Genomic DNA, 13,179 nt, shown 5'->3' with positions numbered 1-13,179 from the left:
ATGTAAGAGTAGATCGTCCCGCAATAGGGGAAGTATCATCAAGCTTTATATTAACAAGGCCCTGATAGCTATGCTGTCAGGGCTTTTTTTCGTCTCAAGGAATCCTATCTTAGTATTGTGTTCGCTTGCAGCAATTTAGCCATTTAGCATGTCTCTCTATTATCTTGGTTTAGTTATTAAAACTTTAATCCATTTGTATGTGCCAATGGCGGGGCCTTTGTTGATCTTCGTGATGCTTTGTTAACGTTGAGTGACAACATGTATTCAATCTAGTCTGGGGGTAAGGCACCATTTTATTCACAAAAAATCTTGTCAGGCGAAGGGATTCAATCTGTTAAGTTTATCTGCAATCAGATAGTCTGTGCGATACCCATTAAACAAGTTATTCCTTTTATGCCGTCAACTTCAGTCGATTCACATTCTCCTTTGTCTATCTTTTCTACGAAGCAGGATACTGTTTGGTGGTTACCTCGCCATGAGGAAAAGCTGGCTGAAAAAAATGCTATGGCGCGAGTGGATTTGGTGTTTCTTGGGGATTCCATCACGCAAGCTTGGGAGAAAGAGGGCGCCGATGTTTGGCAGGATTTTTATCAATCAAGGAATGCGCTGAATTTGGGCTTTAATGGCGATAAGACAGAGAATGTTTTATGGCGATTGGCTCATGGGGAAATTGATAATATTCAGCCTAAGTTATTGGTTTTATTGATTGGAACCAATAACGCTGGCCATCGCATGGATAAGGCCGAAGACACGGCGTTAGGAATTAAGCAGATTCTGTCTGTATTGGCAGAAAAGTTACCGAAGACTAAAGTGTTGCTGTTGGCTATTTTTCCTCGTAGTGCCAAACCAACACAAAAGCTGCGTATGCTAAATAACGAAGTGAATCAGATTATTCGAACTTACGCTGACGATGAAAAAGTCTTTTTTCGCGATATTAATCACGTTTTTTTGGATGAAAAAGGCCGAATCACCAGTGATGTGATGAATGACTTTTTGCATCCGAATACTAGTCAATATCAACTTTTTGCTGAGGCAATAGAGCCAACACTCGTTTCATTGTTGGCAGAAGGTTAGCGCTTTAATTTGGACTGCTTTTCATTTATTTCTACGTAGTAATACTGAGTCATGTGCGTAGTTTCCGGTTTAGTACTCGGTATTCGTACGAATTGTTTGCACTTTCTGTACGCGTCATTATCTATCCTGCTCGATCTTAAATTATAAAAAAATAAGACTCACAGGATGATAAAAACAATGAAATCCTTAAAACTCACAACTCTTGTTGCTGCAACTGCAGTGGCTCTTAGTGCTTTCTCTTTACCTGCTATCGCAGCGGATAAAGTTTATAAACTGAAGATGGCTGAAACTTGGTCATCTAATTTCCCTATCTTTGGTGATGCCCCTCGAAATATGGCGCGCATTGCTGATGAAATGTCTAATGGACGTTTAAAAATCACTATCGACTCAGCTAACAAACACAAAGCCGCTTTGGGTGTGTTTGATATGGTGCGTTCTGGTCAGTACGACATGGGGCATTCTGCGTCTTACTACTGGAAAGGCAAGGTGCCAAATACGCTATACTTTACCACTATGCCTTTTGGCATGATTACGCCTGAGCAGTACGGCTGGTTCTATCACGGCGGTGGCATGGAGTTGATGCAGAAAGTGTATCAACCGTTTGGTCTATTGTCGTTCCCAGGTGGTAATACTGGCAACCAAATGGGTGGCTGGTTCCAAAAAGAAATCAATTCTCTTGACGACCTACAAGGTCTGAAAATGCGTATTCCAGGCTTTGCGGGTGAAGTCCTAGCGAAACTGGGCGCTAAGCCTACCAATATCGCTTCTGGTGAACTTTACACAGCGCTTGAGCGTCGTACTATCGATGCACTTGAGTGGGTTGGACCGTCTCTTGATTTACGTATGGGGTTCCACAAAATTGCGCCTTACTACTACACAGGCTGGCATGAGCCAGCAACGGAACTTCAGTTCCTAGTAAACGAGCGCACGTGGAAAAAGCTTCCTGAGGATCTTCGTGAAATTCTTCGTACTTCAATGAAGTTAGCGTCTTACGACATGTACATTCAGTCTTACCACGAGAGCGCGGAAAACTGGGCGACAATGAAGACAGAATACCCGAATGTTCAGGTGAAAACCTTCCCGAAAGAAGTGCTTGTAGCGATGAAAAAGGCTAACCAAGAGCTACTTGATGAAAAAGCGGCCGAAGATCCTTTGGCGAAAGAGATCTTGGACTCTCAAGCTAAGTACATGAAGAAAGTACGCGTTTGGACCAACATTTCTGACCGAGCTTATTTGGACAGTGTTGATAGTTTAGCAGAATAAAACCTCTAAGCACGGCGAACAGCATGTATTCGCCGTGCTTTTTCTAGGAGTTTGTCATGTTGTTAACCACCCTAGAACGAGGCATCACTCGTTTTTCTAATTTCCTTGGTATGCTTTCGACGCTGTTGTTTATCGTCTTACTGTTCAATGTTTTCTACGATGTTTTGATGCGTTATGTCTTCAACGATGTGTCTATTGGAATGCAGGAATTGGAATGGCATTTATATGCTGCGATTTTCTTATTAGGTATTCCGTACGGCATTCAGCACGGCGGTCATGTTCGTGTGGATTTGATCTATGAAAATTTGTCTATTCGAGGAAAGGCATGGATTGATCTGTTTGGCTGCGTGTTTTTCTTAATTCCTTTTACTTTGTTAGTGGGATATTACGGCGTTGGCTTTGCTCATGAAGCTTATGCTTTGGGCGAAACCAGTGGCGATCCGGGTGGTCTTCCTTACCGTTGGATAATTAAAGCGGTTATTCCTTTTGCTTTTTTCTCTATGACGATCAGTGGGTTAGGAATGGTTATTCGCTGCATTAATGTGCTGCGAGGCGTTAGCGAAGAAGGTTTTTCGCACCCTCCCATTCAACATTGAGTCTTGTCTCCATTTTAAGTTTGTAGGTTATTTATGATTGGAATAATCATGTTTTTCGTTGCCCTAGTAATGCTTTTACTGGGGTTCCCTGTTGCCTTTACCTTTGGCGGCATTGCTTTGATCTTTGGCGTATTTGCTGAAGGTTTTGATATGTTTGCTTTCATGCCGTTCCGCATTCAAAGCTACATGGAAAATACGGTGATGATGGCGGTGCCATTATTTGTATTCATGGGTATCGTTTTACAAAAGACTAAGTTGGCAGAACAGCTATTAGAGGCCATGGGCAAACTGTTTGGTGGCGTTCGCGGTGGTTTGGCTATTTCGACTATTTTAGTGGGTGCGCTGTTAGCGGCATCGACTGGTGTTGTTGGTGCAAGTGTCGTGGCAATGGGTCTAATCTCTTTGCCAGTTATGCTGAAGTACAACTACAGTAAGTCGTTAGCTTGCGGCACAATTTGTGCGTCTGGCACCTTGGGCCAAATTATTCCACCATCGATTATTCTGATCATCTTAGGGGATGTTTTAGGTATTCCTGTGGGCGACCTTTTCCAGGCGGCTTTGTTTCCTGGCATGATTCTCATTGCTTGTTATATTGTTTATATCTTGATTCTTACTTTCTTAAAACCTGAGCTTGCGCCAGCGATGCCACAGGATTTGGATGATGAAACTCGCGCACAGCAAATTCGTAGTGCGTTAAAAGCGATTATTCCGCCGTTGGCCTTGGTATTGATTGTATTGGGTTCTATCTTTACCGGCATTGCTACACCGACAGAATCTTCTGCATTAGGCGGCGTGGGAGCAATTATATTGGCACTTATTTATCGTCAGTTTAGTTGGAAAATGCTTTATGACAGTGGCTTAGAAACGGTAAAAGTCACGGCGATGGTGTTTGCTATTCTAATGGGTGCAACGGCCTTTTCTATGGCGTTTAGTTACACTGGTGGCGATGCGATCGTAGAAGAAGTGTTATTGAATCTTCCAGGTGAAAAATGGGGCTTTATTATCTTAGCCATGATTGCGATCTTGATCTTGGGGTTCTTTATCGACTTTGTTGAGATTGCCTTTATTATTGTGCCGATTTTAGCGCCTGTTGCCGAAGCGTTAGGGATCAATATGGTGTGGTTTGCGATCTTGATTGCGATGAATCTACAGACATCTTTCTTAACCCCGCCGTTTGGTTTTAGTCTATTCTATTTAAAAGGGGTGGCTCCAAGTTCGATTAGAACAACGGACATTTATAAAGGCGTCATGCCATTTATATTGATTCAAGTCTTAGTTCTGGTCAGTATTATGGTTTTCCCAGAGTTATATGGCATGGACTGATTTATAACGGGATAAAATATAGAGCAAGGAAGCGGGTCTTTACCCGCTTTTTTGTTGATAGCGTTTTCTGACCATCATTAAATATTGAAAGCCTAAAAAATAATAAAAAAGGTCTTTGTCCGTGGGATTAAAAAGTAAAATTATTCTTCTTGCTGTCGCACCGCTCATTGTAGCGACTGCCATTATTACGTATCTAGGCTTTCAATCTGCCCGTGATTTAGCTTCACAAGAATTATCTATTTATGAATTTAACTTGGTTAATGCCAAGAAACAGGCATTAAAAAACCACGTTAATATCGCCATGTCTGCGATTCGCCCTATATTGGAAAATGACGAATTAGACGACGCAGAAGCGCAGGACCGCGTGAAGAAAATTCTGGAGGGATTAAGTTATGAAGATGATGGGTACTTTTTCGCTTATGAAATGTCTGGGGTCAATTTAGTCCATCCAACCCAACCGGATTTTGTCGGTAAAAACTTATGGGATTTTCAGGATCGTTCAGGGAATTTCCTGATTCAGGGGTTAATCCGAGCTGCTCAAGCAGGTGGTGGCTATCATAGATATATATGGGAGAAGCCGCCACTGATGAAGCAAGAGGATAAGTTGGGTTATGTAGTTGCTATCGATCGATGGGATTGGATGATGGGAACCGGGTTGTATCTCGATGACATCTACGCAGAATTGGCGAAAACCAAAGCGACGATGAATGACAATATTCAGCGCAGCTTTTTTACAGTCATTGAAGTGGTTGTGGTGACTGTGGTGTTGGTTATCTTGTTGGGGTTGGCGATCAATCTCCATGAGCACAAATTAGCGGACTCAAGGCTAAAGGAACTGGCGCAGCGTTTTATGCGCTTGCAAGTTAGTGAAAGGCGAGGCTTTTCTCGTGAACTTCATGATGGCATTAATCAATTATTGGTGAGTTGTAAGTTTCGAATTGAGTTAGCAGAAAACAAGTTAAATCGCGGTCATGAAAAAGAAGTGATTCATCAGGAGTTGGAAAAAGCCGGTGATTTAATAAACCAAACCATCAGTGAAGTGCGGCAGATTTCCCATAACTTACGACCTACTTTATTAGATGATTTAGGCTTGGATACAGCCTTACAAGCTTTGATTGACCAGTTCATGGAGCGAACAGGAATCCAGGTGGCGTATCGTTTTGATGTGGCCGCTAAGTTGCCTGATGAAATAGAAATTACGGTGTATCGCCTTACTCAAGAGTCGCTAACGAATATTGAAAAGCATGCCGAGGCTAAGAATATTTCGCTACAGGTTTCGCAGTTACATAGGCAAGTTGTGTTTGAGTGTTTGGATGATGGTAAAGGTATCTCGAAAAAATCGGAGCTGTTTTCAGGGATCGGTTTGATCAATATGCGCGAGCGAATCGAATTGATTGGTGGTGATTTCATATTGGAGTCGCAACGTGATAAAGGCACTACAGTGCGTGCGCTATTGCCCCTTGAGCAACATCTTTAACCAGTAAGTGAAGAGTGATAATAATGACAAAAAAAATTCGTGTTCTCTTAGTCGATGATCACATGCTGGTACTGGATGGCCTGCAAGCTCGCTTGGAATTGGAAGGCAATATCGACATTATTGCCACTGCGTCGAATGGCTTGGACGCCTTAGCAAGAGCCAAAGAAACTCAGCCCGATTTGGTTCTCATGGATGTATCAATGCCAGTGTTAAATGGCTTAGAAGCCACAAAGAGATTCAAAGTAGAACAGCCCAATGTGAAGATTTTGATGCTGAGTATGCATAATGACAAAGAATATATTTTGTCTTTGATTCAGTCTGGTGCGAATGGCTATGTGTTAAAAGATGTATCGTCTGAAGAGTTGGTGCAAGCCATCAATACCGTACACCAAGGTGGTACGTATTTTAGTTCTGGCGCTTCAGACTCTTTGTTTTCTCTCGCGTCTTCTGCAAAAGAAAGTGAAGAATTGACCAAGCGTGAAACCGCGGTATTAAAAGCGCTAGCGGCAGGATTATCCAATAAAGAAATTGCTCAGACTTTGGATATTAGTGTCAGAACCGTTGAAACCCATCGTCAAAATGTAAAAAACAAGTTAGATATTCATACTTCTGCAGGCTTGATAAAATACGCTTTAGCTAAGCAGTTGATTGATTAAGAGTCTTCGAAAGAATTGGTAGAGAGCGAATGATTTTTTAGATTGTAAGCTTTTGCCGTCATAACAGAGTAGAGTGATAGATTACGGCAAGACCTGTCGTGGGCTTTTTAGCCTTTTGAGCATATGGGGTCCACTATGCGCGTACTACTTTTTCCAATTCCTGTGTTGTGTCTTTTTCTGTCGACTTTCTTTTCTCCTCTTTATGCGGCGGATGATTGGTATCGTCCACCGGTGTCTGCGACTTGGCATTGGCAACTGGATGGGGTTGTTAATGAAGGTTACGACGTGGATTTATACGACATTGATTTATTTGATTCTTCTGTTGAACTGATTCAACGTCTGCAAGCCTCCGATAAAAAAGTGATTTGTTATTTCTCGGCCGGTTCTTACGAAGACTGGCGTCCTGACGCTGCGGATTTTGCCATCAAAGATTTGGGCAAAACGCTGAGTGGTTGGGATAATGAGCGTTGGTTGGATATTCGTTCTAGCCAAGTGCGTGAGGTGATGATTCGCCGTCTGGATTTAGCCGTCACAAAAGGGTGTGATGGCGTTGAGCCGGATAACGTAGACAGTTATCGAACGAATACGGGTTTTTCGTTTCGAGCTAATGATCAGTTAGATTATAATCGCTTTTTAGCGGCAGAGGCTCATAGTAGAGGCTTGGCAATTGGTTTGAAAAACGATCCTGATCAGGCTCGAGCGCTGAGCAGCGATTTTGATTTTGCTGTCACAGAGCAATGCTTTGAATACTCTGAATGCCGTTCTTATTCGAACTTTATTAAAGCCGGCAAGCCTGTTTTTAATACAGAATATCGTCGCATTTATGTGGACGATGAATCAGAGCGAAATAGCGTATGCAAACAATCAGAACGCTTACAGTTCAGTACTTTGGTACTGCCTAAGGCGCTGGATGACACGTTTCGCTTCAGTTGCTTACCGTAAAAGATTTGACCTAAACGGTTTGATTGATAGGAAGATAAGATGACACCTTTTACCCATCCGATTTTTTGGCGAGATCCGGCTTTGCCTTATGTCGAACTTCGCCAAGTATTGGATGGCAGACAAGTCAGCTATGCACCGCATTCCCATCAAGAGTGGTCGATTGGTGCCATTGTGCAAGGCCAGAGTGAATTTCTCTGTGCAGACCGCTTACACGGTGTTGAACGCGGCGCTTTGGTAATGATGAATCCAGATGTGGTTCATGCCTGTAACCCTTGTCAAGACTCCCCTTGGGCCTATTACATGATGCATCTAGATAAAGACTGGCTTGCGTCCTTGTTGTTTGCCCGTGGCATTAGAAGAACTCAGGTCTGGCAAGATACCCTGGGTGATACTTTAATGTCAGTTCAGGCGTATCAAGCGTTTGTAGAAGTATGTGAATGTCTAATGGCTGCAACTTTTTCGTCTTTAGAAAAAGGCCAAAAGCTAGAAGCGGTGCTGGTGGACTTGTTCACGGAGTTGGATGCGAATAACATCGAATCTTCCACAGCTTTGCCTGTGAATAACCTATATCAAGTGGCGGACTATTTGAATAACTACTGTTTGCACGATACTTCGATTGAACAAATTAGCGCCGAGTTTGGATACAGTACTGGTTATTTAGTTCGTGCGTTTAAGCGCCACTTTAATATGACACCACATGCTTATCGTTTGAATCGTCGTATTCAACTTGGTCAGCAAGCCTTGAAGCAAGGTCAAGCCATTGTTGATGTGGCACAGACCGTTGGCTTTAGTGATCAAGCGCATTTTCAGCGGGTGTTTAAAAAACGCGTTGCGGCAACGCCAGACCAGTATCGGCGCTCGGTTTCTTCTTAGTGAAGGTCGGTTAGACCAGAATCAACACACAACTTCCTGCTAGTAATATCGCCAAGGTTTTATTCATTAAGCGCATTTTTCCGGGGCTTTGAAAATACCGCCCGAGTATTTTTCCTATCCACACCCAAATTCCCAAAGACAGCCAGCAAATTGGCAAATATAGGCTGGCAAAGATGAGCACCTCTGCTGCTTCCGCATTGGGAGTATAGGCTGCAATGCCAGACAGCGAGGCTAGCCATGCTTTTGGGTTGAGCCATTGCATAATGGCACCGGTCATAAAGGTTGGCGCCTTGCTATGTTTGTCGGAATTTAGCTCGCCATTGTCGGTGAATAACTGATAACTCAAATACAACAGAAAGGCGATGCCGAACCATTGTAGCGCTTGGGTAATCCAATTTAATTGATCAATCAAATAGTGCAGCCCGAAGCCAATCAGTAAAAACAGCACAATAAAGCCAAGGGTTGCTCCCGTTACAAAAACAAGTCCTGTTTTAATACCATAACGCGCACTGCCACTCAGCGAAACAAGGTTCACCGGGCCAGGTGACAAAGACGCCGCTAAAGCAAACAAAGACATAGAAGTGATTAATGAAAGGGTCATCAGGTGTTCCTAGACAAATAATAAACAGGTGCTCACTATCGTTTTTTAGGTATCTAACGTATTGAACAAAATTGACCTTTTAAGGATTGTTTGTGATTCGCGTATTTTTAGCCGAAAAGGCGGAGTATGATTTTGCTAAATCATTTATTTAAACAGGAGTCTTTATGATTCGGCATGTATTGTTTATTAAGTACAAAGAGCAAGCGACCGCGGCGGATATCGCAACGTCTATGGCTAACTTCGAGAAAATTAAGAGCAAGATCGATGGCATTGAATCGGTTGAATGGGGCTTAAACAACAGTCCTGAAGGCCGCAACAAAGACTATACCCATTGTGTTTTTATGACCTTTGTGGATGAAGTGGCTCGTGATACTTATATTCCTCACCCTGAACACGAGGTGTTAAAAGCGCAATTAGGGCCGATTTTAGAAGACATTATTGTTTTCGATTACGCCATATAGGCGCTTTTTAATATCGCGCAACTAGAACGAGAAAACCCGCTTCAAGTTTCCTTGAGGCGGGTTTTTTTTCGTTGGTATGATTGGTTAATGGCGCTTATTTAGCTAATTGAGCCAATAGTTTTTCAGCGACCAATTCAGAACTTGCAGGGTTTTGCCCTGTGATCATCAAGCCATCTTGCACTGCGAAAGGTGCCCAGTCCGCCGTGTTTTTGTAATCCGCACCGCGTTTCTTCATTTCATCTTCTAACAAAAAAGGCACGACTTCGGTCAATTGAACCGCCGCTTCTTCGCTGTTAGTAAAACCAGTCACGGTTTTACCTTTAATGAAATACTCACCATCTGCGTCTTTGATGTTCAAGAAAGCGCTTGGTGCGTGACAGACAGAAGAGATTGGCTTGTCGGCTTTAATAAAGCTTTCGATCAAGGCAATGGATTCTTTGTTCTCAGTCAAATCCCAAAGTGGACCGTGGCCGCCAGGATAGAAAATAGCGTCGAAATCGTCTTGTTTCATATCGCTCAGTTTTAGTGTGTTGGTAATCACATCTTGCGCAGCCTGATCTTTATAGAAGCGTTCAGTTGCTTCGGTTTGTGCATCTGGCGCAGTACTGTTTGGATCAATTGGCGCTTGGCCGCCTTTTGGCGTAGCGACAGTGACTTCTGCGCCAGCATCAATAAATGCGTAATAAGGTGCGGCGAATTCTTCTACCCAAAAACCTGTTTTGTGGCCTGTGTCTCCCAAATCGGAATGGGATGTTAGAACGACTAGAATTTTTTTGCTGCTCATAAGAGGCTCCTAAATGTTTGGATGTGTTGTTTAAATAACTTGTGATTAGTCTATCTAATTAATCTAATCAACATAATGGGAAGCTTTTTGACTTCATTGGTTTAATAATTGATACAATTGGAATCGTTTTCTTTATCTATAAAAAAAGAGCCGTAACGATGGAAGTCTCGTTTGAACAGTTAAAAAGTATGGTGGTATTTGCCCAAGTGGTGGAGCAAGGCAGTCTGACGGCCGCAGCTAAATTCATGGGGATTTCCCGTGGCGTGGTGAGTTATCACCTGAAAAAGCTAGAAGAGCAACTTGGTGTAAAACTGCTGAATCGCACCACGCGTTCTTTGTCCTTAACCGAGACGGGCAAAGCCTATTATCAGCGTTGTCGTGCGATTGCCTTTCAGGCCCATGAAGCCAATCAGCAAATAGAAAAAGCCAAACAAGAGCCTGTTGGTAAACTGAAAATTACCTGTCCGGTGAATTTAGGTCTGCAGGTGATTGTGCCCGCGCTGAATGAGTTTCGACAACTCTATCCGTTAATTGAATTGAATGTTTCCTTGAGCGATGAAGTGGTCAATATCATCAAAGATGGTGTTGATCTGGCGATTCGAGGAGCACCGTTATTAGATTCCGGCTTACAAGCGAGTAAGTTGACTACATTCGAAACCTGCTTGTGTGGCTCACCAGAGTATTTTCGTCGACGCGGTAAACCCACTCAACCAGAAGAGTTGTATGACCATGACTGGGTGGTGTATACGCCAGCAGCCAATACCGTGCATCTTAGCCAAGGCTCTAAGTCGTTTAGCTTGTCTGTGCGTGGTGCAGTGAGCACTAATAATGCCGCCGCTAGAACCATTTTTTTAGAAGGGGGCAATGGCATCGGTCGAATTCCCATGTACGACGCACAGCCTCGTATCGCCAATGGCACGTTAGAGCGCATTTTGTCGGATTATCAATGCACGGGAATTGATGTCTACGCCGTCTTTCCACCGGGCACGGCTGAGTCTAAAAAACTGCGTTTGTTGCTGGATTTTCTAAAAAAATCGTTTGCTAGGTTTTGAGACGTAGATGTTGTTCTGTAACAAATCTCGGTTAGCTTTGTTATTTACTGTGACATTTATTATGGAATTGTGTGACTCGAGGATATTCTGAGCTTAATACATTAACATGCAGGTAGAGATGGAGTTTTTTTGGTGTCAGTAAGGGAGTGATTTCTTTTGGATGAGAGGATAAAACCGTGCTTATTAAGCATAAACTAATTTTGAATACGGCTTTGTTGGTTGTAGCACTCGTGGCCATGCTGGGACTTTTTTATAATACGCAGAGTAATATTGAAAAGCTAAACTACGCCAAGAATCTTATAGTGCATCAGCAAGTTAATATGCTGACATTGCGCCGCAATGAGAAAGATTTCCTCGCCCGTCTAGACCTTTCTTATGAAACAAAATTCAACGAGACAATGGCTTCTCTTTTTACTGATCAAGTTTTGCTCGAAAATGCAATGAATGAGTTTTCTATCGACATTGCTACCTTGTTAGAATTGACTGAAGATTTCAAAGAATATCAGACCGATTTTGCTGCTGTGGTGTCAGCTTCTAAAAAGTTAGGGCTAACACCTGAAACAGGGCTGCAAGGGCAACTTCGCGGCGCTGTGCATAACATTGAGAGTGAATTGTCGGCACTGAACCAAGATGCTTTGCTTGTTACAATGTTGCAGCTTCGTCGGCATGAAAAAGATTTTATGTTGCGCAGCAACCTTAAATACATTATTTCTTTTAATTCAACTTTGGATAAATTAGAAAGCGACTTACGCAGTGGCTCATTACCTGCGGATAAAGTTCAGTTATTGCTGTCACTTTCTGAGCAATACAGAAATGGCTTTAATCAATATGCAGAAGGAAAAAAAGACTTAGGTTTGACTAGTAAGGAAGGCAAATTACTGGCAATGCGTAAGTCCATTCATAAAACTGAAACAGCGCTAACCTCGGTTGAGACTCAGTTATCCAACGTGATACAGGAAAAAGCCTCGTTTGCGATGATGTTAACAGCGATTCTTTGTGGCGTTATTATCATTATTGGTGTGTTAGTAGCTTGGATTATTAACCGCACGATCAACACAGCATTAAATACAATTCAGTTAACGATGCGAGAGATACAATCGACTCATAATATCGCCTTGCGGGTCGAGGTATCTGCGAAGGACGAAATTGGCACTGTGGCGTCAAGTATTAACGATATGTTGGCGGATTTCAGTCATGTCATTGCGAATGCTAATCTGATAGTGAAAGAGATGAACAGTACCACTGTGCAGTTATCACAGAATGCTGCTAGAACATCCGATGATGCCCAGAGACAGCGAGCAGAAACGGATATGGTCGCAGTATCTGTCACTGAAATGGTCGGCACAGTAGAAGATATTTCGCGTAGTATGGAAATGGCTGCTTCGAAAGCCGTATCAACACAAAACAATGCCCGTGAAGGTCAATCAAAAGTAAATTCAGCTATCGAACGTATTCGCCAGCTGTCCGATCGCTTGGAAGGTTCTGTAGAAACTGTTGGTGCTTTAGCAAAAGAGAGCGAAAGCATTGGCACGGTATTGAATGTCATCCAAGGAATTGCTGAACAAACGAATTTACTGGCGCTGAATGCTGCGATTGAAGCTGCTAGAGCGGGAGAGCAAGGACGTGGCTTTGCCGTTGTTGCCGATGAAGTTAGAGCGTTAGCGAGTAGAACACACACAGCCACAGAAGAAATCTCAGACATCATAGTGACGTTACAAGAGCGTACTAAGAGTATTGTTACGTTAATGGAAGACTGCCGTCAGGATGGTGCCCTAAGTCGTGATGAAGCCGTTATGACAGGAAGTGTATTAGAAAAAATCATACATGATGTGACTGAAATATCAGAGATGGCAGGCTCGGTGTCTACAGCAATTGATCAGCAAACCATCGCGGCGAATGAGATAAGTAAAAATGTCGATACCATCAGAGATATTACTGAAGATACCTCGGAGTCGGTGGCGTTAAACTCCAAAGCAAGTGAAGCCATTGCTAATCAAGCGGAATCATTGAATCGGAGTATTTCAATTTTTAAAGTTTAAATCATTAGCTAGATGGCGCTTCTGATAATAACTCAGGC

At 42.8% G+C, this 13,179-nt stretch carries 13 protein-coding genes; 11 read left to right on the top strand and 2 right to left on the bottom strand.

Annotation, left to right across the window (positions count from 1 at the left end; translation table 11 throughout):
- Positions 1-393 precede the first annotated feature (393 nt).
- The 8 genes from DFP77_RS08095 to DFP77_RS08060 all read left to right on the top strand — a co-directional run bounded on the left by DFP77_RS08095 (position 394) and on the right by DFP77_RS08060 (position 8,204).
- Positions 394-1,074 (top strand): GDSL-type esterase/lipase family protein, encoded by a 681-nt coding sequence (locus DFP77_RS08095; protein WP_114411778.1) that lies wholly within the window; start codon positions 394-396, stop codon positions 1,072-1,074.
- A gap of 177 nt (positions 1,075-1,251) precedes the next feature.
- Entirely contained in the window at positions 1,252-2,337 is a 1,086-nt protein-coding gene (locus tag DFP77_RS08090) for a TRAP transporter substrate-binding protein (protein WP_114411785.1), read from the top strand.
- A 56-nt stretch (positions 2,338-2,393) separates the two neighbouring features.
- Positions 2,394-2,933, top strand: coding sequence for a TRAP transporter small permease subunit (locus DFP77_RS08085; RefSeq protein ID WP_114411777.1), 540 nt, complete (start codon positions 2,394-2,396; stop codon positions 2,931-2,933).
- Positions 2,934-2,966: 33 nt separating this feature from the next.
- Positions 2,967-4,256, top strand: coding sequence for a TRAP transporter large permease (locus DFP77_RS08080; RefSeq protein ID WP_114411776.1), 1,290 nt, complete (start codon positions 2,967-2,969; stop codon positions 4,254-4,256).
- A 121-nt stretch (positions 4,257-4,377) separates the two neighbouring features.
- Positions 4,378-5,733 carry a cache domain-containing protein gene (locus tag DFP77_RS08075; RefSeq protein WP_114411775.1) on the top strand — a complete coding sequence of 452 codons (1,356 nt, stop codon included), beginning with the start codon at positions 4,378-4,380 and terminating at the stop codon, positions 5,731-5,733.
- A gap of 23 nt (positions 5,734-5,756) precedes the next feature.
- Positions 5,757-6,389, top strand: coding sequence for a response regulator transcription factor (locus DFP77_RS08070; protein ID WP_114411774.1), 633 nt, complete (start codon positions 5,757-5,759; stop codon positions 6,387-6,389).
- Between the two features lie 135 nt (positions 6,390-6,524).
- A complete protein-coding gene (locus tag DFP77_RS08065; protein ID WP_114411773.1) occupies positions 6,525-7,331 on the top strand; it encodes an endo alpha-1,4 polygalactosaminidase in 807 nt (268 codons plus the stop codon).
- Between the two features lie 39 nt (positions 7,332-7,370).
- Positions 7,371-8,204, top strand: coding sequence for an AraC family transcriptional regulator (locus DFP77_RS08060; protein ID WP_114411772.1), 834 nt, complete (start codon positions 7,371-7,373; stop codon positions 8,202-8,204).
- 10 nt (positions 8,205-8,214) lie between these two features.
- Here DFP77_RS08060 and DFP77_RS08055 read toward each other — a convergent pair whose 3' ends face one another.
- Positions 8,215-8,805 carry a LysE family translocator gene (locus tag DFP77_RS08055; RefSeq protein ID WP_114411771.1) on the bottom strand — a complete coding sequence of 197 codons (591 nt, stop codon included), beginning with the start codon at positions 8,803-8,805 and terminating at the stop codon, positions 8,215-8,217.
- A 164-nt stretch (positions 8,806-8,969) separates the two neighbouring features.
- Here DFP77_RS08055 and DFP77_RS08050 point away from each other — a divergent pair, with 164 nt between their 5' ends.
- A complete protein-coding gene (locus DFP77_RS08050) occupies positions 8,970-9,266 on the top strand; it encodes a Dabb family protein (RefSeq protein ID WP_114411770.1) in 297 nt (98 codons plus the stop codon).
- A 94-nt stretch (positions 9,267-9,360) separates the two neighbouring features.
- On the opposite strand, the gene DFP77_RS08045 is transcribed toward DFP77_RS08050, so the two are convergent.
- Positions 9,361-10,050 (bottom strand): type 1 glutamine amidotransferase domain-containing protein, encoded by a 690-nt coding sequence (locus DFP77_RS08045; protein ID WP_114411769.1) that lies wholly within the window; start codon positions 10,048-10,050, stop codon positions 9,361-9,363.
- Between the two features lie 158 nt (positions 10,051-10,208).
- On the opposite strand from DFP77_RS08045, the gene DFP77_RS08040 reads away from it, so the two are divergent.
- Positions 10,209-11,102, top strand: a complete 894-nt coding sequence (locus DFP77_RS08040; protein WP_114411768.1) for a LysR family transcriptional regulator — start codon at positions 10,209-10,211, stop codon at positions 11,100-11,102.
- Positions 11,103-11,278: 176 nt separating this feature from the next.
- Positions 11,279-13,141, top strand: a complete 1,863-nt coding sequence (locus tag DFP77_RS08035) for a methyl-accepting chemotaxis protein (protein WP_114411767.1) — start codon at positions 11,279-11,281, stop codon at positions 13,139-13,141.
- The last annotated feature ends 38 nt before the right edge of the window (positions 13,142-13,179 follow it).

It is taken from the genome of Marinomonas foliarum (assembly GCF_003337275.1).
Taxonomy (GTDB): domain Bacteria; phylum Pseudomonadota; class Gammaproteobacteria; order Pseudomonadales; family Marinomonadaceae; genus Marinomonas; species Marinomonas foliarum.
The sequence above is the reverse complement of the archived record's forward strand: the minus strand, read 5'-3'. Positions and strand labels throughout refer to the sequence as shown.

Bases quoted from the DNA above. Each gene is read 5' to 3' on its own strand.
- DFP77_RS08070 (WP_114411774.1), top strand. From the start codon at position 5,757: ATGACAAAAAAAATTCGTGTTCTCTTAGTCGATGATCACATGCTGGTA.
- DFP77_RS08060 (WP_114411772.1), top strand. From the start codon at position 7,371: ATGACACCTTTTACCCATCCGATTTTTTGGCGAGATCCGGCTTTGCCT.
- DFP77_RS08095 (WP_114411778.1), top strand. From the start codon at position 394: ATGCCGTCAACTTCAGTCGATTCACATTCTCCTTTGTCTATCTTTTCT.
- DFP77_RS08055 (WP_114411771.1), bottom strand. From the start codon at position 8,805: ATGACCCTTTCATTAATCACTTCTATGTCTTTGTTTGCTTTAGCGGCG.
- DFP77_RS08085 (WP_114411777.1), top strand. From the start codon at position 2,394: ATGTTGTTAACCACCCTAGAACGAGGCATCACTCGTTTTTCTAATTTC.
- DFP77_RS08080 (WP_114411776.1), top strand. From the start codon at position 2,967: ATGATTGGAATAATCATGTTTTTCGTTGCCCTAGTAATGCTTTTACTG.
- DFP77_RS08090 (WP_114411785.1), top strand. From the start codon at position 1,252: ATGAAATCCTTAAAACTCACAACTCTTGTTGCTGCAACTGCAGTGGCT.
- DFP77_RS08050 (WP_114411770.1), top strand. From the start codon at position 8,970: ATGATTCGGCATGTATTGTTTATTAAGTACAAAGAGCAAGCGACCGCG.
- DFP77_RS08065 (WP_114411773.1), top strand. From the start codon at position 6,525: ATGCGCGTACTACTTTTTCCAATTCCTGTGTTGTGTCTTTTTCTGTCG.
- DFP77_RS08045 (WP_114411769.1), bottom strand. From the start codon at position 10,050: ATGAGCAGCAAAAAAATTCTAGTCGTTCTAACATCCCATTCCGATTTG.
- DFP77_RS08040 (WP_114411768.1), top strand. From the start codon at position 10,209: ATGGAAGTCTCGTTTGAACAGTTAAAAAGTATGGTGGTATTTGCCCAA.